26 protein-coding genes are annotated in these 25718 nt (G+C 56.7%); 18 read left to right on the top strand and 8 right to left on the bottom strand.

Going from position 1 to position 25718, the window contains the following annotated elements; all coding sequences use genetic code 11:
* A partial coding sequence (locus ACTNBK_RS13945) for a hypothetical protein (RefSeq protein WP_441147007.1) occupies positions 1–268 on the top strand: 268 nt, incomplete at its 5' end.
* Here the strand turns inward: ACTNBK_RS13945 and clpB are convergent.
* Both clpB and ACTNBK_RS13935 read right to left on the bottom strand, forming a co-directional pair.
* Positions 235–2868 carry an ATP-dependent chaperone ClpB gene (clpB, locus tag ACTNBK_RS13940; protein WP_441147005.1) on the bottom strand — a complete coding sequence of 878 codons (2634 nt, stop codon included), beginning with the start codon at positions 2866–2868 and terminating at the stop codon, positions 235–237. The genes ACTNBK_RS13945 and clpB overlap by 34 nt on opposite strands.
* 32 nt (positions 2869–2900) lie before the next feature.
* Positions 2901–3104, bottom strand: coding sequence for a helix-turn-helix domain-containing protein (locus ACTNBK_RS13935; protein WP_441147003.1), 204 nt, complete (start codon positions 3102–3104; stop codon positions 2901–2903).
* Positions 3105–3225: 121 nt separating this feature from the next.
* On the opposite strand from ACTNBK_RS13935, the gene ACTNBK_RS13930 reads away from it, so the two are divergent.
* The gene (locus ACTNBK_RS13930) at positions 3226–3405 is read left to right on the top strand and encodes a hypothetical protein (protein WP_441147001.1); all 180 of its coding nucleotides are present in this window, start codon (positions 3226–3228) and stop codon (positions 3403–3405) included.
* Positions 3406–3455: 50 nt separating this feature from the next.
* Here ACTNBK_RS13930 and ACTNBK_RS13925 read toward each other — a convergent pair whose 3' ends face one another.
* Entirely contained in the window at positions 3456–3884 is a 429-nt protein-coding gene (locus ACTNBK_RS13925; protein ID WP_294511649.1) for an Hsp20/alpha crystallin family protein, read from the bottom strand.
* Between the two features lie 337 nt (positions 3885–4221).
* Between ACTNBK_RS13925 and ACTNBK_RS13920 the strand changes: the two genes are divergently transcribed.
* Positions 4222–4746, top strand: a complete 525-nt coding sequence (locus ACTNBK_RS13920; RefSeq protein WP_441146999.1) for a phosphohydrolase — start codon at positions 4222–4224, stop codon at positions 4744–4746.
* Positions 4747–4801: 55 nt separating this feature from the next.
* Here ACTNBK_RS13920 and ACTNBK_RS13915 read toward each other — a convergent pair whose 3' ends face one another.
* Positions 4802–6271 carry a copper amine oxidase N-terminal domain-containing protein gene (locus tag ACTNBK_RS13915; protein ID WP_441146997.1) on the bottom strand — a complete coding sequence of 490 codons (1470 nt, stop codon included), beginning with the start codon at positions 6269–6271 and terminating at the stop codon, positions 4802–4804.
* A 173-nt stretch (positions 6272–6444) separates the two neighbouring features.
* Between ACTNBK_RS13915 and ACTNBK_RS13910 the strand changes: the two genes are divergently transcribed.
* From ACTNBK_RS13910 to ACTNBK_RS13880, 7 genes are all read left to right on the top strand, one after another.
* Positions 6445–7290: a transketolase gene (locus ACTNBK_RS13910; RefSeq protein WP_441146995.1), complete on the top strand. Its 846-nt coding sequence runs from the start codon at positions 6445–6447 to the stop codon at positions 7288–7290.
* Between the two features lies 1 nt (position 7291).
* Positions 7292–8239, top strand: coding sequence for a transketolase family protein (locus ACTNBK_RS13905; protein ID WP_441146993.1), 948 nt, complete (start codon positions 7292–7294; stop codon positions 8237–8239).
* Positions 8236–8811 carry a GDSL-type esterase/lipase family protein gene (locus ACTNBK_RS13900; protein ID WP_441146992.1) on the top strand — a complete coding sequence of 192 codons (576 nt, stop codon included), beginning with the start codon at positions 8236–8238 and terminating at the stop codon, positions 8809–8811. Before ACTNBK_RS13905 ends, ACTNBK_RS13900 begins: the two co-directional genes overlap by 4 nt.
* 126 nt (positions 8812–8937) lie before the next feature.
* Positions 8938–10359 (top strand): MerR family transcriptional regulator, encoded by a 1422-nt coding sequence (locus tag ACTNBK_RS13895; RefSeq protein WP_441146990.1) that lies wholly within the window; start codon positions 8938–8940, stop codon positions 10357–10359.
* Positions 10360–10422: 63 nt separating this feature from the next.
* Positions 10423–11313 carry a hypothetical protein gene (locus ACTNBK_RS13890; RefSeq protein ID WP_441146988.1) on the top strand — a complete coding sequence of 297 codons (891 nt, stop codon included), beginning with the start codon at positions 10423–10425 and terminating at the stop codon, positions 11311–11313.
* A gap of 127 nt (positions 11314–11440) precedes the next feature.
* Positions 11441–13366 (top strand): molecular chaperone HtpG, encoded by a 1926-nt coding sequence (gene htpG / locus ACTNBK_RS13885; RefSeq protein ID WP_441146986.1) that lies wholly within the window; start codon positions 11441–11443, stop codon positions 13364–13366.
* A gap of 333 nt (positions 13367–13699) precedes the next feature.
* Complete coding sequence (locus ACTNBK_RS13880; protein ID WP_441146985.1) at positions 13700–13930, top strand: hypothetical protein; 231 nt, start codon at positions 13700–13702, stop codon at positions 13928–13930.
* 57 nt (positions 13931–13987) lie between these two features.
* Here the strand turns inward: ACTNBK_RS13880 and ACTNBK_RS13875 are convergent, their stop codons facing one another.
* A complete protein-coding gene (locus ACTNBK_RS13875) occupies positions 13988–14755 on the bottom strand; it encodes a tRNA lysidine(34) synthetase (RefSeq protein ID WP_441146983.1) in 768 nt (255 codons plus the stop codon).
* A gap of 47 nt (positions 14756–14802) precedes the next feature.
* Positions 14803–14985: a hypothetical protein gene (locus ACTNBK_RS13870; RefSeq protein ID WP_130850285.1), complete on the bottom strand. Its 183-nt coding sequence runs from the start codon at positions 14983–14985 to the stop codon at positions 14803–14805.
* 156 nt (positions 14986–15141) lie between these two features.
* Between ACTNBK_RS13870 and ACTNBK_RS13865 the strand changes: the two genes are divergently transcribed.
* The 3 genes from ACTNBK_RS13865 (at position 15142) to rpsI (ending at position 16380) form a co-directional block, all read left to right on the top strand.
* Positions 15142–15351: a hypothetical protein gene (locus tag ACTNBK_RS13865; protein ID WP_441146981.1), complete on the top strand. Its 210-nt coding sequence runs from the start codon at positions 15142–15144 to the stop codon at positions 15349–15351.
* A gap of 177 nt (positions 15352–15528) precedes the next feature.
* On the top strand, positions 15529–15960 hold the full coding sequence (gene rplM / locus ACTNBK_RS13860; RefSeq protein WP_130850283.1) for a 50S ribosomal protein L13: 432 nt from the start codon (positions 15529–15531) through the stop codon (positions 15958–15960).
* A 15-nt stretch (positions 15961–15975) separates the two neighbouring features.
* Positions 15976–16380, top strand: coding sequence for a 30S ribosomal protein S9 (gene rpsI, locus ACTNBK_RS13855; protein WP_441146978.1), 405 nt, complete (start codon positions 15976–15978; stop codon positions 16378–16380).
* A gap of 231 nt (positions 16381–16611) precedes the next feature.
* On the opposite strand, the gene ACTNBK_RS13850 is transcribed toward rpsI, so the two are convergent.
* Together ACTNBK_RS13850 and ACTNBK_RS13845 are read right to left on the bottom strand one after the other, a co-directional pair.
* Positions 16612–17598, bottom strand: a complete 987-nt coding sequence (locus ACTNBK_RS13850) for a tyrosine-type recombinase/integrase (RefSeq protein ID WP_441146976.1) — start codon at positions 17596–17598, stop codon at positions 16612–16614.
* A 133-nt stretch (positions 17599–17731) separates the two neighbouring features.
* Positions 17732–18358, bottom strand: coding sequence for a helix-turn-helix domain-containing protein (locus ACTNBK_RS13845; protein WP_441146975.1), 627 nt, complete (start codon positions 18356–18358; stop codon positions 17732–17734).
* 159 nt (positions 18359–18517) lie between these two features.
* Here ACTNBK_RS13845 and ACTNBK_RS13840 point away from each other — a divergent pair, with 159 nt between their 5' ends.
* The 5 genes from ACTNBK_RS13840 to ACTNBK_RS13820 all read left to right on the top strand — a co-directional run bounded on the left by ACTNBK_RS13840 (position 18518) and on the right by ACTNBK_RS13820 (position 25528).
* Entirely contained in the window at positions 18518–18751 is a 234-nt protein-coding gene (locus ACTNBK_RS13840) for a hypothetical protein (RefSeq protein WP_033121804.1), read from the top strand.
* A gap of 137 nt (positions 18752–18888) precedes the next feature.
* Positions 18889–21198, top strand: a complete 2310-nt coding sequence (locus ACTNBK_RS13835; RefSeq protein ID WP_441146972.1) for a phage NrS-1 polymerase family protein — start codon at positions 18889–18891, stop codon at positions 21196–21198.
* A gap of 352 nt (positions 21199–21550) precedes the next feature.
* Positions 21551–22819 (top strand): plasmid recombination protein, encoded by a 1269-nt coding sequence (locus ACTNBK_RS13830; protein ID WP_441146970.1) that lies wholly within the window; start codon positions 21551–21553, stop codon positions 22817–22819.
* 160 nt (positions 22820–22979) lie between these two features.
* Entirely contained in the window at positions 22980–23399 is a 420-nt protein-coding gene (locus ACTNBK_RS13825) for a hypothetical protein (protein ID WP_441146968.1), read from the top strand.
* The gene (locus ACTNBK_RS13820; RefSeq protein ID WP_441146966.1) at positions 23396–25528 is read left to right on the top strand and encodes a type I restriction-modification system subunit M; all 2133 of its coding nucleotides are present in this window, start codon (positions 23396–23398) and stop codon (positions 25526–25528) included. Before ACTNBK_RS13825 ends, ACTNBK_RS13820 begins: the two co-directional genes overlap by 4 nt.
* The last annotated feature ends 190 nt before the right edge of the window (positions 25529–25718 follow it).

The following is a 25718-nucleotide window of genomic DNA, read 5'->3' as shown; positions in this document are numbered from 1 at the left end:
CATAGTGATTGCCCTCCCTTGGAAGAAGTTGTGTGCAAACTTCATTCTACCATGTGGGGAAAATCACTATGGATTTTTTCTTAGGTGTCCAACTTCATTTTACAATCGACCATTATTTATCGGCACGGCTGGGGTGGAAAATAAGGTGCGCAGCCAGGGAATAAAAAAGCGGACCGGCTTTTCAGCCGGCCCGCAAAAGAGAGGGGATATTTTTCTGTCCGTCAGGGACGGTAATCAGCCGTCCACCACCTCGCCGGTAAGGACCTGAGTGGCGGAGACGGTGAGCTCCCCGTCCTTGCAGTCCACGGTGAGGGTGTCGCCGGACTCCACCTCGCCGGCGATGATCTTCCGGCTGATGAGGGTCTCCACGCTGTGCTGCAGGTAGCGGCGCAGGGGACGGGCACCGTAGATGGGGTCGTAGGCGCTGTCGATGATGAAGTCCTTGGCGGAGGCGGTGAGCTGCACCTTGAGCTGCTTGTCCTCCAGGCGGTGGTTGATGCCGTCCACCATGAGGTCGATGATGTGGGTGATGTTGTCCTTGGTGAGGGGCTTGTAGAAGACGATCTCGTCCAGCCGGTTGAGGAACTCGGGCCGGAAGGAGTGCTTCAGGAGATCGTTGACCTGGTACTTGGCGCTCTGGCTGATCTCGCCGTTTTCATCGATGCCGTCCAGCAGGAACTGAGAGCCCAGGTTGGAGGTCAGGATGATGATGGTGTTCTTGAAATCCACCGTCCGGCCTTGACTATCTGTAATACGGCCATCATCCAATACCTGGAGTAGAATATTAAAGACGTCGGGGTGGGCCTTCTCCACCTCATCAAAGAGGACCACGGAGTAGGGCTGGCGGCGGACGGCCTCGGTGAGCTGACCGCCCTCCTCATAGCCCACGTATCCCGGAGGGGCGCCGATGAGCCGGGACACGGAGAACTTCTCCATGTACTCGGACATATCGATCCGGACCATGTTCTTCTCGGAGTCAAAGAGGGCCTCGGCCAGGGTCTTGGCCAGCTCGGTCTTGCCCACGCCGGTGGGGCCCAGGAAGAGGAAGGAGCCGATGGGCTTGTTGGGGTCGGCGATGCCGGCACGGCTTCTCAGAATGGCCTCGGACACCAGGCGCACGGCCTCGTCCTGGCCCACCACACGCTTGTGGAGGATGTCCTCCAGGTGGAGGAGCTTTTCGCGCTCGCCCTCCATGAGCTTGGAGACGGGGATGCCGGTCCAGCGCTGGATAATGCGGGCGATCTCCTCTTCGGTGACCTTGTCCCGCAGGAGGGAGTCCTCCTTGGACTGCTGGGCGTAGCCCTCCTCGATCTCCAGCTGCTTTTTCAGCTCGGGGATCTTGCCGTATTGGAGCTCAGCGGCCTTGTTGAGGTCGTACTCCCGCTGGGCCTTCTCCAGCTGGGCGTTGGCGGCCTCCAGGTCCTCCCGGAGCTTCTGGACCTTGCCGATGGCGTTCTTCTCGTTCTCCCACTGGGCCTTCTTGGCGTTGAACTCGTCCCGCATCTCGGCCAGTTCCTTCTGGATCTCGGCCAGGTGCTCCTTGGACAGGGGGTCGTCCTCCTTCTTCAGAGCGGCCTCCTCGATCTGGTGCTGGATGATCTTACGCTGGATGACGTCCAGCTCGGTGGGCATGGAGTCGATCTCGGTGCGGATCATGGCGCAGGCCTCATCCACCAGGTCGATGGCCTTGTCGGGGAGGAAACGGTCGGTGATATAGCGGTTGGAGAGGGTGGCGGCGGCGATGATGGCACCGTCGGTAATCTTCACGCCATGGAACACCTCATAGCGCTCCTTCAGGCCACGGAGGATGGCGATGGTGTCCTCCACGGAGGGCTCGTTCACCATGACGGGCTGGAACCGGCGCTCCAGGGCGGCGTCCTTCTCAATATACTGGCGGTACTCGTTGAGGGTGGTGGCGCCGATGCAGTGTAGCTCGCCACGGGCCAGCATGGGCTTCAGGAGGTTGCCGGCGTCCATAGCGCCTTCAGTCTTGCCGGCGCCCACGATGGTATGGAGCTCATCGATGAAGAGGATGATCTTGCCCTCGGACTTTTTGACCTCATTGAGGACGGCCTTCAGCCGCTCCTCGAACTCGCCGCGGTACTTGGCGCCGGCGATGAGGGAGCCCATATCCAGGGCGAAGATGGTCTTGTCCTTCAGGGAGCCGGGCACATCGCCCTTGACAATCCGCTGAGCCAGGCCCTCGGCAATGGCGGTCTTGCCCACGCCGGGCTCGCCGATGAGGACGGGGTTATTTTTGCTCTTGCGGCTCAGAATACGGATGACGTTGCGGATCTCATCGTCACGGCCAATGACGGGGTCCAGCTTGTTCTGCCGGGCCCGCTCCACCAGGTCGGTACCGTACTTCTTCAAGGCGTCGTAGGTCTCCTCCGGGTTGTCGGAGGTCACCCGCTGGTTGCCCCGGACGGCGGAGAGGGCCTTCAGTACGCCCTCCTTGGTGATGTTGTAGGTGCGGAAGAGGTCCTTCAGGCCGGAGTTGGCGTACTCGATGAGGGCCAGGAAGAGGTGCTCCACCGAGATATACTCGTCCTTCATGCTCTTGGCGATGGACTCGGCGCCGTTCATGACCTTGTCCACATCGGGGGCGATGTAGACCTTGCCTGCCTCACGTCCGCCACTCACCGTCACACGGGGGAGGTCCTCCACCTGCTTGCGGGCGGCGGCCTCAAAGCTGGGGAAGGTGATGCCCATATTGCCCAGCAACTGGGGAATGAGGCCGTTCTCCTGCTCCAGCAGGGCGTAGAGGAAGTGGGCCTGCTCAATCTGCTGGTTGCCGTATTCCTGGGCGATGGTCTGGGCCGACTGCACCGCCTCCAGAGATTTCTGGGTAAACTGATTCATGTTCATGAAACGTCACATCCTTTCGGGTTGTGATACCTTTATTTTGTATCCCGCCCCAAAAGATAGTCCACACTGACATGGTAATATTTGGCCAATGTAATCAGGTGGTGGGCGGGGATTTCTTGAATGCCTTTTTCGTATTTGTAGTATTGCTGTTGCGTGGTGCCTAGAAGGTGGCCAACCGCCTCCTGAGTCAGGTCATGGTCCTCGCGGAGATCACGGAGTCTGGGGTAGCAATACATATCATTCACCTCAGGAAAACCATAGCATAAACCTAATCAGGTGTATTGACTTTACATCTTATAAGGTTTAACATGATTCCCGAGGTGATGATTTATGGGAACTGCGGTGGGAAAAAATATTGTGGAAAAAGAGGTCTGCGGCACCTGCGCCCATTACCGGCAGCACTATGTGCTGGGGGAGGGCGGGAAATTCTGGCCACTGTGGTATGGGCACTGTCATGTGCCCCGGTGTGGCAAGCACCCCGGCCCGGATCATACCTGCCCCCACTGGAAGTCGCGGGAGACGGAGTCGGGCAAGTAAGAAACCGAAGGAGCCGGTCGGCCCTGCCGACCGGCTCCCTCGCCAGGTCTTTACTCGATGGCGATGCGCTTGGCCTCGGGTACCACAGGCACAGCCTTGGGCAGGTTCAGCTCCAGCACACCGTTGTTGTAGGAGGCGGTGATGTGCTCTTCATCCACACCGGTGACGTCGAAGGAACGGGTGAAGGAGCCGTAGCGGCGCTCACGGCGGATGTAGCTGCCCTTGTCGTCCTTCTCGTCCTTGTTCTCATCGTGCTGGGCAGAGATGGTGAGGATGCCGTCCTTCACATCCAGTTTGATGTCCTCCTTGTTGAAGCCGGGCAGTTCCGCTTCTAAAACAAAACGGTCGCCGGCGTCGCGGATATCGGTGCGGAAATCGGGAATGGCGGCGTTGCTGTTGCCGAAGAACTTACGCTCAAAATTATCAAACAGGTCGAAAAAGTTATCATCACTGCGCTCAAAGGGGATCATACCAAACATATCAAAGGCTCCTTTCAAAGATCAGGTCACGTTAGCAGTCGTGGAAATGAATTGCTAGAATCTTGCGTCTGCCATGAAAACCATCCTCTTTCCAGGGTCACATTCCCTTGGGAACCAACCCTTTCTCTTTGTTTCTGGACCTAGTATACGCCCTGCACTGTGAACAAATATACAAAAAAATATGTCCCAATTGTAAACATTAGCACTATATGACTTAGAGTGCTAAAACTCGTTTTCTATTTTTTCCGCGTGCCGTAAGGAATTCTTAATCCCGGGAAAAGGGTTTTCCAAAGAAGATGGGGTATGCTATGGAAAACGAAAAAAGGAGGGACCGCATATGTGGACCTTTTTTGAATATGAGACGTACCTGACCGCGGTAGATGACCTGATGGACCATCCGGCCGTCCGGGCCATGGAGCGGCTGCCCCAGCACGCCAAGGGCTTCAGCTGCTTCCACCACAGCGTGTGGGTGTCCTACTGGAGCTGGCGGGTGTGCCTGTGGATCGGCCTGGACGCCTGCGCCGCTGCCCGGGGCGGTCTGCTCCACGACCTCTATCTCTATGACTGGACTAGCCAGAAGGCGCCCAACGGCAAGTGGCACGGCACCGAACACCCCAAGACGGCCCTAAAAAATGCCCAGACCTTCTTTTCCCTCAGCGAGAAGGAGCGTGACATTATCGTCAAGCACATGTGGCCGCTGACCCTGCGGCCCTACCGCTACCTGGAATCCCTGGTGGTGAGCTGTGTGGACAAGGTGTGCGCCGTGGCAGAGCTCCTCCGCCTGCACCCCGACCCCGCCGCCTTCCGGACCGCCCGTCAGGAGCCACGGCTCCGGCCGGTGCCCCGGCCCCGGGCGGCATAAAAAATCAGCCCTCCCCGTGGCGGGGAGGGCTGATTTTACTTTCCGGGGATAGTGCTCAGGCCTGGGCGGCGGCACCGGTGATCAGCTGCTCGTAGGGGATCACGGTGGCGTCGGCGGGAGGAGTGAGCTCGGGGGTCTTGTCGGTGGCGGCGTAGCTGCCGGTCATCTCCAGGTTCATGTCCAGCATGCTGCCGGAGTCCAGAGTCATGGAGACGGTCATGTTGTTGTCGGCGTCCATGCCGGCCTTCATGTCCATGGTCATGGCGGGGGTACCGGCATCGTCGGCGGCGCCGGCGGAGGCCTTCATGTTCAGGTCATAGCCCACCACGGTGTCGTCCTTCATCAGCAGGGTGAAGGAGATAGAGGCGGCAGCGCCGTCCTGGTCCAGGGTGTAGGTGGTGGTGTAGTTGTCGCCGTCCTTCACGAAGGAGTCGTCGGCCAGGAACTTGGCCACGCCCTCCACCAGGGCGGAGATGGCGGCGTAGTCGGTGTCCTTGTCGGTGAGAGTGGTGCTGCTCAGAGCGGTCTGGAGCAGGGCGGAGGCGTCCAGGGTCTTGGAGATGTCCAGCAGAGAGGTGTAGTCGATGCCCATGGTGCCGTAGAGGGCGTTCAGGTCCATGGAGATCCAGGTGTCGGCGGGGATGCCGGCGGTGGCCAGGGCGTCGCCGGACATCTTGAGATAGAGCATGCCGGTGGCCATGTCGCCGCGGATCTCCATGTCGATGCCGTCGGTCTTCAGGGTGGCCAGCAGGGCAGCGGTCTCGGCGTCCACCTCAGAGGCGGTGTCGGTCATGGCGGCAATGCCCTCCAGCAGGGCCTGGACGTCCAGCTTCATGTTCATGTTGGCGGAGAGCTGGGTGGAGCCGGCACTGATGCCGTTCAGGGTGCCTTCCAGGGTGGCGGGGCCCATGCCCAGCACGGTGGCGGAGGCGTTGAAGTCGGCCTTCATCTCCCGGTTGCCGGTCATGAACTTCTGATTGTAGGCCAGGTACTTGTCCAGATAAGTATAGGTGTGGTCGGCCTTGGCGCTCTCCAGGAGCTTCTGGGTGTCCACCAGGATGACGGTGCTGTCGTCCTGGTCCCAGCCCACGGCGCAGCCGAAGGCCTGGGCGGCGAAGCGGACGGGGACATAGGTGCGGTTGTCAGCGGCGTAGGGGGCTACGTCCATGGTGAGGGTGGTGGAGACGCCGTCGGCGGTGATGGTGGCCTCGGTGGAGCCCAGGGTCATGGTGACGGTGGTACCGCCCCGGGTGGCGGAGACCTGGTTGGTGGCGGCGTCATAGCTCACCTCAGCGCCCATGGCCTCAAACACGGCCCGGAAGGGGAGGAAGGTGCGCTCGTCCTTCACCTGAGGGACAGCGTCGGTGAAGGAGAGGGCCTGGCCGTTGAGCTGCACGGCAATGGCGCTGGCGGCGGCCTCAGAGGCGGCGGAGTCGGCGGCCTCGGCGGCAAAGGCGGAAGCGCCGGTGCTCAGCACCGTCAGCGCGGTGGCGGTAGCCAGGACGCGGTGAGAAAAACGGGTCATCTTAAATTACCTCCTGTAATGGATAGGATATCCGTACTATACCATGAGTCGAATCAATACGCAAGCATTTCCTGCGCGGGATGGGCCTTGCGCCGGGGCGGAGCATGGATTATACTAAGGGGAAGAAAGAACGGCGGCCGCGTCCGGCGGCACCGAGAGAAAGGATGATCCCAATGGAACAGACCCGCGCCCATGAATTGGCCGTGACCGCCCAGCGCGCCCGTATCCTGGCCATGGAAATGGTCCACGCCGCGGGCTCCGGCCACATCGGCGGCTCCCTGTCCGTGATGGACCTGCTGACCACCCTCTATTTCCACACCATGAAGGTGGACCCCAAGCACCCGGCTGACCCCGGCCGGGACCGCTTTGTCCTCTCCAAGGGACACTGCACCCCCGCCCTCTACGCCCTGCTGGCCCTCCGGGGCTACTTCCCCGTGGAGGACTGCAAGCTCTTCCGCTCCATCAAGGGCCATATGTCCGGCCACCCCGATATGCGCCATGTGGCCGGTGTGGACATGTCCACCGGCTCCCTGGGCCAGGGGATCTCCGCCGCCGTGGGCATGGCCCTGGCCGGCAAGCTAGACAAGGCCGACTGGCGGGTCTACACCGTCCTGGGCGACGGCGAGGTGGAGGAGGGCCAGGTGTGGGAGGCCGCCATGGCCGCCGCCAAGTACCACCTGGATAACCTGTGTGCCTTCGTGGACGTCAATGGCCTCCAGATCGACGGCAAGACCGCCGACGTCATGCCCTCCGAGCCGCTGGACGCCAAATTCGCCGCCTTCAACTGGAACGTGCTCAAAGTGGATGGCCACGACCACGCCGCCATCGCCGACGCCCTGGAGCAGGCGGCCGCTTGCAAGGGCAAGCCCACCATGATCCTGGCCCGCACCGTCAAGGGCAAGGGGGTCTCCTTCATGGAAAACGATCCTGGCTGGCACGGCAAGGCGCCCAACGACGAGCAGTTTGAAAAGGCCATGGCCGAGCTCAACGCCGGTCTGGCGGAATTGGAGGGGAAGTAAGATGGGAGAGAAGATCGCCACCCGCGCCGCCTACGGTGACGCGCTCGTAGAGCTGGGCGGACAGTACCCCGACCTGGTGGTCCTGGACGCCGACCTCTCCGGATCCACCATGACCAAGGGCTTCGCCAAGGCTTACCCCGACCGGTTCTTCAACATGGGCATCGCCGAGGGCAATATGATGAGCGTGGCCGCCGGTCTGGCCGCCGCGGGTAAGAAGGCCTTTGCCGCCAGCTTTGCCATGTTTGCCGCCGGCCGGGCCTTTGAGCAGGTCCGCAACTCCATCGCCTATCCCCACCTCAACGTGACGGTGGTGGGCTCCCACGGCGGCCTCTCTGTGGGTGAGGACGGCGCCACCCACCAGGCCTGCGAGGACATGGCCGTCATGCGGGCCATCCCCGGCATGGTGGTGTGCTGCCCCTGCGACGGCACCGAGATGAAGGCCGCCGTCAAGGCCCTCATGGACTACGACGGCCCCGCCTACCTGCGCCTGGGCCGCTCCGCCGTGGAGGACCTGACCGGGGACCTGCCCGGCTATTCCTTCCAGCTGGGCAAGGGCGTCACCCTCCGGGAGGGCAGCGACGTCACCATCATCGCCGTGGGCCTCATGGTCCAGGAGGCCATGAAGGCCGCAGAGACCCTGGCCGCCGAGGGCATCCAGGCCCGGGTCATCGACATGCACACCGTGAAGCCCCTGGACGAGGCGCTGGTCCTCAAGGCGGCTCAGGAGACCGGGTGCATCGTCACCACCGAGGAGCACACCATTGTGGGCGGCCTGGGCTCCGCCGTGGCTGAATACCTCTCCGGGGTCTGCCCGGTGCCGGTGGTCCGCCACGGGGTGGAGGACGTCTTCGGCCGCTCCGGCAAGGCCGCCGAGGTCCTGGCCGCCTACGGCCTCACCGCCGACGGCATCGTGGCCAAGGTCAAGGCCGCTCTGGCACTGAAAAAGTGAAGATCGTCTGCCTGGGGGACAGCCTGACCTACGGCTACGGTGTTCCCCGCAAGGACTGCTGGGTGAGCCGTGCGGCGGCCGCCACCGGCCACACCCTGGTGAACCGGGGGGTGAACGGGGACACCACCGGTGGCATGCTGGCCAGGTTCGGCCGGGACGTGCTGGGCGAGCAGCCGGACCGGGTCCTCCTGCTAGGGGGTGCCAACGACATCATTTTCGGCGGTAGCGACGCTCCCGCCCGGCTCAACCTGACCGCCATGGCCAACCAGGCGATGGCCAACCGCATCCGTCCCATGATCGCCCTGCCGCCGCCGGTGTACGCCGAGGGCATCCCGGAGCCCTGGCTGGCCCTCACCGACTATCAAAAGCTGGCCCCTGTTTTTGCGTCCTATCGGGCGTGGGTGGCGGCCTTTGCCAAAGCCTTCGGGTTCCGGACGGTGGACTTCGCCGTCCCAGGGCTCCTGTCTCCGGAGGGCTATACCCACTATCTGGATGGCCTCCACCCGGACGGGGAGGGCCACCGCCTGATGGCGGAGGCCGTGATTGCCGCTCTGCCCCCGGTACGGGTGTAACGTGAAAAAAGTCCGCCGCAATTATTTGCGGCGGACTTTTTTTGCCTTCCGGCCGGTTTTTTGCGAAAAAGGCTTGACTGTAAACCGGCTTTACCCCTTATACTGGCCTTGAAAGGGGGCGCTGTCATGAACATATCCCAACTGGAGATGGTCCTGGGCCTGCCCCGGGCCAGCATCCGCTTTTATGAAAAGGAGGGACTGCTCTCGCCGGAGCGGCTGGCCAACGGCTACCGGGACTATTCGGAGACCGATGTGGAGACCCTGCGGCGGATCAAGCTGCTCCGGGCCCTGGGCCTGACCCTGGAGGACATCAAGGCCCTCCAGGCGGGGAAGCTTCGGCTGGGCGACGCCCTGCGGACCCAGGAGGAGCGGCTGCGTCGGGAGGCCGCCGAGCGGGAGGCCGCCCGAACCCTGTGCCGTGCTATGGAGCTGGAGGGGGCGGAGTACGCCACCCTGGACGCCGGGCGCTACCTGAATGAGCTGGACAAGCTGGGGGAGACGGGGGTCACCCTGACGCCTCCCGCCGCCGACAGCCTGCCCGTGGTCCGCCACCCCTGGCGGCGGTACCTGGCCCGGCTGCTGGACCACAGCCTGTGTATCCTGTTGCTCAATGCCATCCTGGTGCTCACGCTGCGGTTCACCTTCGGGGAGGGGCTCCTGAACACCCTGGTCCAGAGCTACCTGGCCTGGGGCATCCAGTTCCTGCTGGAGCCCCTGTTCCTGTCTACCTGGGGCACCACCCCGGGCAAGTGGATCTTTGGCCTGAAGGTCCGCAACGCCGACGGGGGCAAGCTCACCTTCCGGGAGGCTGCCGCCCGCCTGTCCGCCCTCTTCCGGTACGGCGAGGGCTGGAGCCTCCCCGGCTATCAGCTCTACCGCAACTATAAGAGCTACCGGGCCTGTTCCGACGGGGAGGTCCTGCCCTGGGACGAGGGGATCTCCTATACCATCCGGGACGAGAGCGGTCTCCGGGGTCTGGCCTGGGCGGGAGCGGCCGCGCTGGACATCGGGCTGAGTGTGCTCCTGGTCTTCCAGCTGACCATGCCGCCGGTGCGCCATCCCCTGACGGTGGCTGAGTTTGCCCGGAACTACAACGATCTGGTCCGGCAATATGACCTGGACAGTATGACCCTGGACGAGACAGGCACCTGGGTGGTGCCCCAGGGCACCCTCAGCCTGGGGAACCCGCCCCCCATCTTCCACTATGAGACCACCGGGGACGGCGTGCTCACCGGGGTCTCCTTCACCTATGAGAGAGCGCCGGATTATTTCTGGGACGGAGCGGAAACCGAGCAGACCGCCGCCTTCCTGGCCATGCTGGCCGCCCAGCCCGGCGTGAGCCTCTTCAACTGGGTGCCCCTGGTGGGGCGGGTCAGCAATGAGCTGGGCAACGGCAATGAGAACTTCCGCCTTACCCTGGCCGGACTCACGGTGGAAAATGAGGTGGTATACAGCGGCTATCGCCCGGTGGGGGGCTTCCTCCTGCCGGAGGAGGGGACGGAGCAGTCCTACGCCCAGCGTTTCTCCATTTCCGCCTCTGACGAATGACACCCTTTTGTCACCCATTTTTCCACCACCTGTGGTAGGCTGAGGGGGAAAGGTGGGATGGAGATGAAAAAGACAGGTCTGTCCCTGGCACTGGCCGGGGCGCTGCTGTGTATGCTCTGCGCCTGCGGTCCCGCGGCGGAGGGGCCGGCAGACACCACCCCGGCGGAGACCGGCCTGCTGGACCTGCTCTCCGGTCTGACGGCGGAGGACATCGGCGAGGTGAGTCAATTTGGGCCCAACGAGCCACCGGACAGCACCACCCTGGCGGCCATGCTGAACGAGGCAGCGGCCCACCCCATCGACCATGCCGACCTCACCATCAACGGCTCGGACACCGATGTGGTGTGGTCTCTGGACTGCTACATCGCCCCAAAAAACCAGGGGATATACTCCGGGGCGGACGCCCTCCACCTCCAGGCCGGTCTGGAGGAGAATGTGGTGGAGATCTTTGGCGGGGAAAACCTGCCCGACGGCAGGGTCCACCTGGAGGACGCGGCCCTCTACCAGCTCCTGCGCACCAGCTGTGACCAGGAGGGCTTTATTAACGAGTACTACTATGAAAAATACCGGGACCTGGTGGACGGCTACTACAACGGCCGTCTGGAAGAGGTCCGGGACGCGGGGTATACCGCTTGGGAGCTCACCGAGTTCCTGGGGGTGTTGGGCACCACCAAGGAATCGGGCAAGGGGGCCGTGGCCTTCCGCATGGGGGCAGCATTTGTCACGGACCCGCCGGAGCTGGCTCCCCATGTGCTGGCCGGCGGGGCCTATGTGGACAGCGCCCTCCGGGTCCACGGCCTGGACTGGCAGAACGTCTACCTGGTGACCCTGGACGAGGAGCCGGTGGGCCTCTCCTTCGGGGAGGGCGTCATCGGGTTTATCAGGGACCACAGCGGCGAGGAGGTGCACATGGAGGACCTTCAGGCCGCCATGAATCCCTCTTCCGCCGGATAATTTGTAAACATTTCTTGAAACCTCTTGAAAAATCGCGTGCGAAGGACTATGATAGGTTAGCACTCAAAAGTGGAGAGTGCTAACCTATCGTTTTTTAAGAAGATTCACATATATGGAGGCATGTACCATGGCGAAGAAACAATTCAAGGCGGAGTCCAAGCGGCTGTTGGACCTGATGATCAACTCCATTTACACCCACAAGGAGATCTTTCTCCGGGAGCTCATCTCCAACGCCAGCGACGCGGTGGACAAGCTGGCCTACAAGGCCCTCACCGACGACCAGGTGGGCCTGAACCGCTCTGACTTCAAGATCAAGCTGATCCCAGACAAGGACGCCCGCACCCTGACGGTGAGCGACAATGGCATCGGCATGACCAAGGAGGAGATGGAGTCCAACCTGGGTACCATCGCCCGCAGCGGCTCCCTCCAGTTCAAGCAGGAGATGGCCGCCAAGGAGGGCAGCGAGGACCAGAACGTGGCCGACATCATCGGCCAGTTCGGCGTGGGCTTCTACTCCGCCTTCATGGTGGCCGATCAGGTCACCGTGATCTCCAAGGCCTACGGCGAGGACACCGCCTGGAAGTGGGAGTCCTCCGGCGCCGACGGCTACACCATCACCGAGTGCGAAAAGGAGATGGTGGGCACCGACGTCATCCTCCACATCAAGGCCAACACCGAGGACGAGGACTATGACCAGTACCTCCAGCCCTACCACCTGGACGACCTGGTGAAGAAGTACTCCGACTACATCCACTACCCCATCGTCATGGAGATGGAGCACACCCACGCAAAGCCCAAGCCGGAGGACGCCGGGGAGGACTACAAGCCGGAGTACGAGACCCACAAGGAGTGGGAGACCCTGAACTCCATGGTACCCATCTGGCAGCGGCCCAAGAGCGAGGTCAAGCCCGAGGAGTACAACGAGTTTTATAAGGAGAAGTTCGGCGACTGGGAGGACCCCCTGGCCGTCATCCACGTGAAGGCCGAGGGCGCCGTGGAGTACACCGCGCTCCTCTTCATCCCCGCCCACGCCCCCTTCAACTATTACAGCCGTGACTACGAGAAGGGCCTCCAGCTCTACTCCTCCGGCGTCCTCATTATGGACAAGTGTGCCGACCTGGTGCCCGACCACTTCTCCTTTGTCCGGGGCGTGGTGGACTCTCCCGACCTGTCCCTGAATATCTCCCGTGAAATGCTCCAGCACACCCGGGTGCTGAAGGTCATCTCCACCAACCTGGAGAAGAAGGTGAAGGCTGAGCTCCTCAAGCTCCAGAAGGACGACGCTGAGAAGTATGAGAAGTTCTGGTCCGCCTTTGGCCGCCAGGTGAAGTACGGCGTGGTCTCCGACTACGGCGCCCACAAGGAGCTGCTGAAGGACCTGCTGCTGTTCTGGTCCTCCAAGGAAGGCAAGAACACCTCTCTGGCCGCCTATAAGGAGCGGATGCCTGAGGACCAGCAGTATATCTACTTCCTCCAGTCCGAAAGCGTGGAGCAGGCGGCCAAGCTGCCCCAGGCCGAGCGCATCCTGGACAAGGGCTATGAGATTCTCTACCTCACCGAGGAGGTGGACGAGTTCGTCATGAACACCCTGGGCGAGGTGGACGGCAAGGCTTTGAAGAACGTCAACGACGACGACGCCCTGCCCCAGTCCGACGAGGAGAAGGCCGAGACCGAGAAGAAGGCCGAGGAGAACAAGGACGTGCTGGACTTCGTGAAGGAGACCCTGGGCGACCGGGTCAAGGAGGTCCGCATCTCCAAGATCCTCAAGACCGCCCCGGTGTGCATGACCGCCGACGGCCCCGTCTCCCTGGAGATGGAGAAGTATTTCCAGAAAGTGGACCCCAACGCCGCCAAGGATATGAAGGCCGCCCGGGTCCTGGAGCTCAACCCCGACTCCGGCGCCTTCGCCGCCCTCCGCTCTGCCATGACGGAGGATAAGGAGAAGGCCAAGATCTATGCCGAGCTCCTCTACCAGCAGGCCCTGCTCATCGCCGGCTTCCCCCTGGAGGATGCGGCCAAATATACCGAGTTGGTCTGCTCTCTCATGAAGTAAAAATGTCCAAAGGCAAGAAAGCCGCGGTGGGAAGGATTCCCGCCGCGGCTTTTTATAACCTGCACAAAAGGAATGGTGCTACCAATTAAAAATTGTATAAATAAACAAACGAAAATAAAATAAGCTTCAAACGAAAGTTGAAAATACTTCTAAATTTAGTTATCCTGCCGATTGCGTTAGAATATGGACCGTGGTATACTCTGGCTGTCAAAAGGAAAGCGGGTGATTGCAGCGCCCCCTTTGATGCGCCGGCGCACCGGGGTCGGAGAGACCTGACCCTGTGACACAGCGGCGGCGGAATTGCTGACATCCCTTTGTTAGGAGGTTTTGACCATGGTCGTACCCATTCAAATTGATTCGATTCAGGAGCTCTATAAGCTGCAGCAGCTGGCCTGCAAGGTGGATGAGCCTGTATATGTTCACTCCCTCGACGGTGCCATCATGGTGGACGCCCGGTCCTCTCTGGGCCTGTTCACCCTGGACTTCACCAAGCCGGTGAATGTTGTCACCGACTCTGCCTACGTGCTCCGCAAGCTGGGTGTACACGCTGGCGCCCGGGCCTGAATTTGAAAGAAAAAACCGCCGCCGTTCCCCTTCCGGGGACGGCGGCGGTTTTGCGTTTCAGAGGGATTGGTCCTCGGCCAGAGGACGACGGCGGTGGTCCTGAGGCTCCCAGGCGGGGAGGGGGAGGCGCTGCATGGCGGAAAAGACCTTCTCCCGCAAGTCCGGGTAGTCCTTGGAGAGGGTGCGGATGAGTTCCTTGACCTCCTGGCGCTTGGTATAGCCGTCGGCGGGACAGGGGTTGAAAACCACCGGAAGCCCCTCTACCTCGGCGGCCCGGCGGAGCATCCACTCCGAGCAGTAGAGGAGGGGGCGGATCTGGGTGATGCCCATGCGGTCCAGGTAGGTCACCGGCTGGAAGCAAGAGATGCGCCCCTCGTAAAAGAGGGAGAGGAAAAAGGTCTCGATGGCGTCGTCGAAGTGGTGACCCAGGGCGATCTTGGTGATGCCCCGTTCCCGGATGGCGTTGTGGAGGGCGCCCCGGCGCATCTTGGCGCACATGGAGCAGGGGTTCTTCTCCTTGCGCAGGTCAAAAATGATGTGGTGGATCTCGGAGGGGAGGAGGGTGTAGGGGACGCCCAGCTTTTCGCAGTAGGCCGCCACCGGGGCGAAGTCCATGCCCTCTCCGCCGTCCACGTGGCCCATGTCCAGGGTGAAGGCCTCCACGGTGAAGTGCTTGGGGTAAAAGTCCGACAGCTTGGCCAGGGTGGCCAGGAGGGTAAGGGAGTCTTTGCCGCCGGAGACCCCCACGGCGATGCGGTCGCCGGCCTGGATCATGTCGTAGTCCTCCACACAGCGGCGGGTGTAGCTCAAAATTCGGTTCAGCATGCGGGTGATCCTCTCTGTCTTGAAAGCATTGCCGATATTGTATCACATCACGAGTCGGAATGCCAGACGGAGATGGCGAAGCCCAGGGTGACGCAGAAGATAAAAGCCTGGAAGACGAGCTGGCCCGCCAGGGTGTAGACATAGCAGAAGAAGTCCGTGCTCACGAACCAGTAGGCGCCGCCGCCGATGGCCAGGATACGGAGCATCCGGAGCAGCCGGCTTTTAATCATAAATACGCCTCCTTACATAATTAAAGTATATCGCCTAAATCAGTCGAATTTTGTCGACTATTATCATATCATATTCTGTTAGAAAATACAGTGTGAATTTTCAATTATATTACTAAATATGTTAGAAACATATAATAGGATCATGGAGGTGATCCTATGTCTTTCCAGTTGAAAAAAACCAGGCAGAAAGTTGCGGCTCGCTCGAAGAGTATCTATATTACTGAGACGCTGATCTACAAAATCGAGCAGATCGCCAAGGAGAACGAGACAAGCTTCAACAACGTGGTCATCAGCATGATCGAGCACTGTCTGGCCGAGACCGAGGAAGAAAAAAGAAAAAATGAAAATGAGAAAACAGAAGCATAAGTAAGGATAAGAGAGAAAACAGGAGATAGCAAAATATAAATGAAAAAAGTGCCGGAAATCGGTTGACACCGCCGGGCACTTGGGTTATAATACAAAACGCTCCACTCCGGAAGAGTGGGGCGTTGATCATGTTTAGACCAAATTTATCCCATATAAGTACAAATTGGAGGTTAGACCATGTCCACTTTTATGGCCAACAAGGGCAACATCGTCCGCAAGTGGTACATTCTGGACGCGGCTGGCAAGCCCCTCGGTAAGACCGCTGCCACCGCTGCCACTCTGCTGCGCGGCAAGCATAAGCCCGAGTACACCCCGCACGCCGACTGCGGCGATTTCGTCATCATCATCAACGCCGAGAAGGCCGTTCTGACCGGCAAGAAGCTGGAGCAGAAGTTCTACCGCACCCACAGCGGCTATCCCGGCGGCCTGCACGAGACCAAGTACCGTCTGCTGATGCAGGACAAGCCCGAGCTGGCCATGAAGCTGGCCATCCGCGGCATGATGCCCCGGAACATCATCACCAAGGACTCTCTGTCCCGTCTGAAGATCTACCGCGGCGCTGAGCACATCCACGCTGCTCAGAAGCCCGAGGCCTGGACCCAGGAATAAGGAGGAATTTCGAAGATGTATAAGAGCAAGAAGCCTTACCACTACGGTACTGGCCGCCGGAAGTCCTCCGTGGCCCGCGTCCACCTCTTCTCCAACGGCACCGGCGCCATCACCATCAACGGCCGCGACATCGACGATTACTTCGGCCTTGAGACCCTGAAGCTCATCGTGCGTCAGCCCCTGGCTGCCACCGAGAACATGGGCAAGGTGGACATCGTCGCCACCGTCACTGGCGGCGGTGTCACCGGCCAGGCCGGCGCCATCCGTCACGGCGTGGCCCGTGCCCTGCTGAAGATGAACGAGGAGTACCGCCCCGCCCTCAAGAGCGCCGGTTACCTCACCCGCGATCCTCGTATGAAGGAGCGTAAGAAGTACGGCCTCAAAGCCGCTCGTCGCGCACCTCAGTTCAGCAAGCGCTAATTTTCCCTACTTCTCAGTACGTCTCACGACGTCGATTTGCAGGAAAATTCAGTACTTTTGGAGCTGTGCGTGGTCCTCGAAAGTGTTCCGTTTTGTTTCGTAAGGAGCAAGCAAGGAGCACACAAGGAACAAGAAGCGCAAGCGAAAACAAAAACCTTATGAAGCAGGAGATCGTTCCGCAAGGAGCGTATCTCCTGCTTTTTTGTGCTGCACGGATTTTCCTTCTTCCTTTTAGATCTTGTTGATTGCCTCCACCAGCGTTTCAATATCCAGGTGAGTGTAGACACGTTCGGTGAGCGTCATGGCACCGGAGTGTCCAACAATCTTCTTGATCATGGTTTGGTCTACATGGGCCTCTGTCAGCATGGAGATGCAGGTATGCCGGGTACAGTGCGGCGTCTGGTCATATCCAAGCTGCTCCATCAGGGGCGTGAAGTAACTGTCGTAGTAGTTCCTGTAATCAAAGTGCTTTTGATCTGGCGTGTGGAGCAGATATTCACACTGAGAGCCTTCGTACCACGCTTTGTAGAATGGCAGTACCTTGTCGGCAATGGGAACTTTCCGCAGGCCGTTTTCGGTTTTGCTGGCGATCACATCGAAGTACTGTTCTTCCAGATGTACGTTTTCCTTCTTCAAGTCGAGGAACTCCGAGATGCGGCAGCCGTTGTAGATCAGCATCAGCACAATCTGATAGTACGGGTCCTCCGCAAGCTCCCATAGGCGGGCGATCTGCTCCTTTGTGAACTTGTTCCGGTCACGCTTGTTGGGGTTCTTATCCTTGTACCGGCTCAAATCCACAAACTCGGAGTAATCCTTGTTGCAGATGTCGTTTTTCATGGCGTAGGCGTACAGCTGGTTGAACAGCCCCTTGAGTTTTTTCAGGGTGGGGTAATTCTTCCCGCAGGTGTCCACCACAAATTGAAGATCCATCAGCCGAATATTCCGAAATACCTTGTTGTAAAGTGTTCCGCATACCCGATAGGACGCCTCATAGCCTTTTACATTTGACTTGGAGATGGTGGGAAACTTCTCCTTTGACCAGCGTTCATAGACCTCCTGGAAGGTGGCTTTGGATGCCTTTATGTCAAAGGGATTGCTGTTGTACTCTGCCAGCATTTGCAGCCCCTCTGCTCTGGTTGCCGCATAGCCGATGGTGATTTGTTCCTGAACAGACTTTCCTGTTTCAGGATTGACATGCCACCCTACCGTTTTCCTCACTGCATAGGGCCTTCTTCGCTTTCCGGACATTTTCTTGACGCTTCCATATCCGTTGGGTAATCTCAAAAAATCTCAAACTTCCTTTCTCCCAGCGTTTGAATTAAATTTGATAAAGGGTATGCAACACCCTCTGTTACTCCTGGTCGCCGTTTTCCTCGGCGGCCTTTTTCATTTTCTCCAGCATCTGCCGATCCAGTTCGTTGCGCCGCTGAATGCGCTCCAAATCGGAGAGGACTTCCACTTCCTTGTCCTGCAACTTGGCATCTGCGTAGTAAGCCAGTTCTTTTTCAATCCAACGGTCAAAGGATTCCTGATCGGTCCAATAGGTTTCCAGCTTTTCACGCTCATCCCGGAACTCTTCCAAAATCAGGCACAGGGAATCATTCATCTTGGCGGAGTGGTCATTTCCTTTGAATTTCAGGGAGCAGGACCATTCTTCGCTGTGGGGCGGGCGCTGGACATCGATCTCGAACCGGATACCGGCCTTCTTGTTTAATTGGTAAAGAACCGCAATCACATCAGACAGGCTGTCCAGCTGGATTTCGGGTTTCTGGTAGCCAATCAGGTCTGCTGGAGATATGTTTAAGATTTTGGCGATGGCATTGATCATCGCTATGGATGGCTCAATTTCACCGCTTTCGTATTTTTGAACTGTGCGCATCGTCTTGTCCAGACGCTGTGCCAGTTCTGTTTGGCTCAAGTGAGCGGCCTTGCGGGCTGCCTTGATTCTCTCGCCAATTTCAGCTGGGTTGCTGTGCATTGTCATCACCTCATTTGTATTGTAACACGAAGCCGTGCGAATTACAAGATCGTAATACGAATAATTTTTTCGTATTTAGTGTTGACAAGCTGTCCTGGATGGCTTATAATCAAAATACGAACTAATAATTCGCATATCGGCAATAAGGAGGTCATTCACATGGAGAAGAAAGTTTATGTCGAACTGCCGCCCTTCACCGGACGCAATGTCCCCATCACCGAGATTGCAGCCGCCATGCACAAGGATGCCCAGTATGTGCGCATTGGTTTGCAGCAGGGAATCCTGAAATTCGGCTATGCAATCAAGCTGGAGAACTCCAACGAGTACAACTACTACTGCCCCGACAGAAAGGTGTGGGAGGAAATTGGATACTTCCAGCCGGAAACCGCATAAAAAAAGAGCCCTCATCCTGGCAGATGAGAACTCTTGGCGGACAGTACAAACGGCAGCTGCCGTGTGACTATCACTCAGCAAGGATATTATAACACGACAGCTGCCAAATTCAACAATTATTTAAGGAGGAACAGAATTTGACAGCTTTACCAGACAGCATCATACAAAATGGTCTGTTCTGCTGCTGGAAGTACGAGGAACGGAATGGGAGGAAAACGAAGGTGCCATACCAGCCGGAAACCGGCCTGGGAGCGAAAAGCAATGATCCTTCCAGCTTCGTACCTTATAAAACAGCAGTGCAGGCCAGTGGATATGATGGCATCGGAATTGGCATTTTCAACGGTATCTGTGCGATTGACCTGGACAACTGCGTTTCGGACAGCGGCTATTACACCCAGACCGCCGCAGAAATTGTGGCCTTAATGCACAGCTATACCGAGTACAGCCCCAGCGGAAACGGTCTGCATATTCTCTTTTCGGCAAAAGGGTTTCAGTATGATACCAAGCGATTCTACATTATGAACCATCAGGCCGGAATCGAGGTTTATGTGGCGGGAGCAACCAACAAATATGTAACCGTGACCGGAAACCACTGTGAGGATTATGAGTATGGTGACCGGACTCAGGAGCTGCAAGTGTTACTGGACAAGTTCATGCGCAGGCCAGAGGTAGGCGCAGAAAATGCAATAAATGCAAAAAACTCTGATTTAAGTATGGAGCAGCTTCTGCAGCTGGCAAAAAGCAGTAAGAATGGGGCAGCGTTCACAGCCCTTTGGAACGGTTCGCTGGAGGAATATTCGTCCCCATCAGAGGCAGATCTGGCGCTGTGCAGTCATCTTGCCTTTTGGACAGGACGGGATGCCGCCAAGATGGACACTATGTTCCGACAGTCGGGATTGATGCGGGATAAATGGGATCGGCAGCAATCCGGCACAACGTATGGCGCAATCACCATTCAGAAGGCAATCGAGCATTGCCGGGAGATCTACACTCCAAAAGCGGAGCTGTCACCGGTTTTTCAACCTATTGTTCCGCTGACGCCACAGTGGAGTGATCTGCCTGCTTTTCCGGTAGACGCTCTCCCGGATGTGATTCGGAATTATGTGAGTGCGGTGGCCGAACACAGTCAGACTGCCCCGGACATGGCAGCGGTGATCAGCCTGGGTGTGCTGGCAACCTGCTTACAAGGGAAATACAAGATAGAGGGAACGCCGGGATACTGTGAGCCTTTGAGCTTGTACACAGTGGTGATCGCCGCACCGGGGGAGCGAAAGTCCAGCGTCATGCGGGATATGACCACATTCCTTTATGAATATGAGCAGGAATATAACAAGGCGCACAGCATGGAAATACGGGAAAACCATTTGCAGCGGGAATCTCTGGAGCGTCAGATCTCCGGTCTGCAAAAGAAGTTGGAGCGCAAGGAAAGCCGGGAAATGGAGCTGGAACTGAGGCAGCTTCAGGAACAGCTGGAAGAAATTCCAGAACGAAAGCCGGTTCGCTTTTTTGCGGACGATTGTTCCAGTGAAGCTCTGACCAGCTTAATGGCGGCCAACAACGGAGTGTTCTCCGTGATCTCCACCGAGGGCGGCATCTTTGACATCATGGCAGGACGGTATTCCAACAAATCTAACATTGATGTCTGGCTGAAAGGCCATTGTGGAGATGCCATTTATGTGGATCGAATGACCCGTGAAGCAGAGTGCATCATGCACCCGGCACTGTCGGCTATCCTCTCAATTCAGCCCAGTGTGTTGGATGAAATCATGTCCAATACCACCATGACCGGGCGGGGCTTGATTGCCCGCTTCCTGTATGCGTCCCCACCGTCCAGAATTGGCAGTCGGGTCTTTCGTACCCAGCCGATTCCGCCCGAAATAACCGCCGCTTACCGCAGCTTGATTTTTCGCCTGATGGCTCTGCCGATTGGTGGGGATGCCCAGACAGTACACCTTTCAGAAAAAGCCTTTGACCTGATGGCTGATTATTTTCAGGAACATGAGAAGTTTCTGGTTGGCGAGGGGCAGGCAATTTCCGATTGGGCAAGCAAATATATCGGTGCCGTACTCCGGATTGCGGGACTGTTGCACTGTGCTGATATGGAAGATGACAAAGCAGAAGTAACAGCTTCTACGATGAGCAAGGCGATTCAGATCGGCAAATACTTTCTGGCCCATTCCACCTACGCCTATTCTATGATGGGTACTGACTTGAGCATCCAGAAAGCCAAATTTGTCTTGGCAAAGCTGAAAAAGAAGAATGTATCGGTGATCAAGCGTTCTGAGCTTTTTCAGATGTGCCGGGGAAAGTTTTTCAAGAAAACGGAGGAGATTTTTCCGACTTTGGAATTACTGGAGGGGCATGGATACATCCGGCTGGAAGAACCGAAGCGCCAGTCGGTAGGCAGACCAGCCGATGTGAAAATCATCGTGAACCCCGCCGCATGAAACCGGAATTTTCTGCATTTATTGCATTTCCTGCACAGAGTTGCACTCTGGTATCGCACCACCGTCCCCATCGAAAAATCCGCAGATTTGGAGATGGATGGTTCGGGAGAATCCGGTGGATTTTCCCGAACCGTGGGCGGCAGGATTGCTTGCAGAAGCAAGGATGCCGGACACACCTGGTTTGCTGTGTGGATAGCACACGCAAGCCAGGGAGGCTCCCGCAGGAGCCGCATCCCCCTCGGAGAGCCCACGATACTTTGCAGCCGCAGGATGAAAGTATCATAGTGGGTTATTACACTTCCGCAGGAAGTGTGCCCCGGCCCGCAGGCCGTACAAATGTGAAAGGAGCTTTATGGCGAGAAACGACGGGATTGACCGTACCAGCGCAAGAAACGTAAATCTGACTGCCGCTAAAATTGGAAATGCCCAGCGACACAATGAACGAGAAAAAGAATCCTATATCAACCCAGATATTATACCAGAACGCACCCCTCAGAACATCCATTTTAAGAAGCCTACTGCCGGATATGCAGAGATGTTTGCACAGATGGAAAAGGATGGTGTAATCTCCACTCGTGGCCTGAAAACGGATGCCAACCTTTACGGGGAACTGATTTTTGATGTCAACTCCGCCTACTTCTATAACCATGGTGGGTATGAGTTTGCCAAGCGATTTTATGAGGACGCTTACAAGGCTGCCATAGAGATCGTTGGCGGCGAACAGTATATTCTCTCCGCTGTTATGCACGCCGATGAGCGTAACCGGGCCATGTCCGAAGCACTGGGGCAGGATGTATTCCATTATCATCTCCATGTGGTCTATGTTCCGGTTGTGGAGAAGCAGATCCTCTGGTCCAAGAGGTGCAAAGACAAATCACTTGTGGGAACTGTTAAGGAAACGATTATGCAGGTGAGCAGCAGTAAAAAATGGCTGTCTAAACCGGCATTGGACGAACAGGGAGCGCCCATTCTCCAGAAGAATGGCAAGCCGGTGCTGCGGAAATCTTACAGCGTCCTCCAAGACGATTTCTTCCAAGCCATGCGTAACGCAGGATATACGGATGTGGAGCGTGGAGAACGGGGCAGTTCCGAGGAACATTTGACCGTGACACAGTTCAAGGTGGAACGGGAACAGGAGCGATTGGAACAACTCACCGCACAAACGCAGCAAAAAGAGCAGCAGGCAGCTTCTCTGGAAAAGAAGATTGAGAAGATTCAAAAACAGCAGATTGCGGTTCAGGAAGTAGAGCAAATAGAACCTCATGCCGTTCCATTTTCCTCAAAAGTTATGCTGGATCGTTCCGAATATGAAAACCTGGCAGCTGCGGCAAAGAAGTTCTATGTTCAGGAGCGCAAGGAATCCAAACTGCAAAAAGCTTTGGATTCAGCGTTGAAAATGATAAGTGAGTTGAAGGCAAAGGTCGCTGCATTGACCGCAGAGCTGGCAGAGTATAAGTCCGTTCGTGGTCAGCTCAACACCGCAGGTTTAGAGCAGCAAAATGAACTTTTGCGGAATAAACTCCATCGTTACGAAACGGTGATAGAGCGAAATGGCCTGTGGAATTTATTCCGACCCAGCACAAAAACAAAAGATATCACAAGACAAGAAGAACGCCTGTAATATTTTCATTTGCCCTATCCGTATTTTGCGTACGGATAGGGCAAATTTTTGTTGTAGACAGCGCAGAAAAACGATGAATTTTGTTGATTTATCAATGCCGGATTGGTATAATTGTTCTATGTTATAGAACATAGAACAATTATGGAAAGGAGGTGCCGAATTGCCTAACAAGGTGGCTGTGGATCAACAAGCCAAGGGCATGATAATCGAACTCGGTTTATTGATTCGTGATTGCCGTGGAACGCTCAGCCAATCCCAATTAGCCAAAAGGGTTGGTCTGCCCCGTTCTAACATGAAATATATAGAAGACGGTGTTAACGCTCCAACAGCGGAGGTCTATGACAAGCTGATTAAGGAGCTAAAACCGGATTTGCAGGCACGCCGGCGTATGGATCGCCTGTATATGGCAATTCGGAAAGTGCCTCCGCCGGATATTTGTCGGACTATCACACAAAACAAGGATTTGGTAGATACAATGCGGAAGTTGGAAGGTTGTAATCTAACTCCCGACCAGATTGAAAGTGTTGCCACATTGTTTGCGTCTTTTCAAGAGAATAGAGAAGGAGAACCCATAAAATGAGAGATAAGTATTTTTACGAAGTTATGTTTGATGATACGTCCATTGATGTAAGCAAAGAAGTGGGATTGGTCTGGTCCATTGCCAACTCGCTCCGTGGTGCTTATACCTCGGATAAATATAAGGACGTTATTATCCCCATGGTCATCATCCGCCGGTTTGAGTGCGCTCTGGAGGCTACCAAAGATGCAGTTGTAGCAAAGCACAAGCAGAACCCCAACCTCCCTGCTGCGCTCCTTTGCCAGGTTTCCAAATATCCTTTTTACAACTATAGTGAATACAACCTCAAACGCCTTCTGGATGACAGCGACAACATTGCATCCAATCTCAAGTCTTACATTGAAGGCTTTTCCGCCAACATCCAGCTGATTCTGGAAAAGCTGCTGAAATTCAGCACTCAGATCGACAAAATGGATAAGAGCAACCGTCTTTACAGCGTGGTTAAAAAGTTCTCCGATTTGGATTTGTACCCTGCCCATGTAGACAGTATGAAGATGGGCTACATTTTCGAGGATATTATCCGCCGCTTTTCTGAAAACGCCGAAGCTGGTGATCACTATACGCCTCGTGAAGTGATTCGTCTGATGGTCAATGTGTTGCTGGCAGAGGGCTGCAACGACCTGCTGACGGATGAGGGTAAAATCGCCACCGTACTGGACGCTGCCTGTGGTTCGGGCGGTATGCTGTCCACTACCTATGATTTCCTGCGCCGTAAAAATCCCTATGTGGATGTGCGCTTGTTTGGACAGGAAATCAACCCCGAATCCTACGCCATTTGTCTGGCAGATATGCTCATCAAAGGCCAGGATGTGAAAAACATCATGGGCGATGAGGAAGCCAACACCCTGAAAACGGATTGCTTCCCGGATCAGAAGATGCGGCTGGTGATTATGAATCCCCCGTTTGGTACACCCTGGGGTGGCAAAGATGCACCGGAAGGACAAGAGAAGAAAGTCCGTGAGGAAAACAAGAAGGGCGGACGGTTTGAGCACGGTCTTCCCGGAACCGGTGACGCCCAGCTGCTGTTCATGCAGCACGCCATCAATAAGCTGGATGAGAAAAATGGGCGTGCAGCGATTATTACCAATGGTTCGCCTCTTTTCTCCGGCGGTACCACCAGCGGTGAAAGCCAGATTCGGCGCTGGATGCTGGAGGAAGATTTAATTGAAGCCATTATTGCCCTGCCTACCCAGCTTTTCTATAACACCGACATCGGTATTTATATCTTTATTCTGTCTCGCAATAAGCGCCCTGACCGCCGTGGAAAGGTGCAGCTGATCAATGCGGTGGATATGTGGAAGCCCCTGCGCAAATCTTTGGGCAAAAAGCGCCGTGAAATCGACCGGGATAGCATGGTAAAAATCACCGAGCTGTACTCCAACTTTGAGGAAAACCAGTACTGCAAGATTTTCCCCAACGAGGAGTTTATGTACAAGGAGTATGCGGTCTATCAGCCGTTGCAGCGCCGGGGTGTGCTGGATGCGGAGAGCATCGAGCGGCTGCGGACCAGCAGTTACTTCACCAGTAACTCCAGCATTTTCAATGAGACGGATTTTGAGCAGCTGAAAGAGATGAATCCCCGCAGCGCTGCCGACGAAAAGAAATACCAGAAATATCTGGCGGGCCAGCAGTTTGTGGCGGATGTGTTGACCATTCTGGAGGCTAACCGTTCTGATCGTATATTTATGGATTACAGCGAGTTTGAAAAGCATCTGAAATCCCTGCTGGGCACGGTTGAGGGGATGTCTGCCAGCCGGTTGACTGGCATTGCCATGGTGCTGGCGGTGATGGACAAAACTGCTGTGGTTCAGAAAGACCGCAAAGGCGAAATAATCAAGGACACTACCACTAAGGACACCGAGATCATCAAGCTCACCCAGGACCCGGAGAAATATTTTGAGGCGGAAGTATATCCCCATGTACCGGATGCTATCTGGGCCTATGAATTTGACCCGGAGAAAAAGGAGAGTGCCACCAACAAGGAAAAACTGGGCGCAGAGTTCCCGTTTACTCGCTTCTTTTACGAGTACAAGGAGCCGGAAAAGGCAGATGATTTGCTGGCCCAGTTTATGGAGCTGGAAAAGTCCCTCTCCGAAAAAATTGCGTCCTTGCAGGAAAGCGAGGGAGTGTAATGGCTGAGCAGATGAAACCCAGTGGGATTGATTGGATTGGGGATGTACCAGCAAACTGGTATATGATAAAGTTAAAGTATTTTAGGGAATCTCTGATTTAATCCGCACTACCATAAAGGCTCCGGATGTGGGATAATAACACTATCAACGCAATGGTGGTGTATGGGGATGAAGAAACAGGAAACATTTA

It is taken from the genome of Intestinimonas sp. HCP28S3_D6, from assembly GCF_052065695.1.
In the GTDB taxonomy this organism is placed as follows: Bacteria; Bacillota; Clostridia; order Oscillospirales; family Oscillospiraceae; genus Intestinimonas.
The sequence above is the reverse complement of the archived record's forward strand: the minus strand, read 5'-3'. Positions and strand labels throughout refer to the sequence as shown.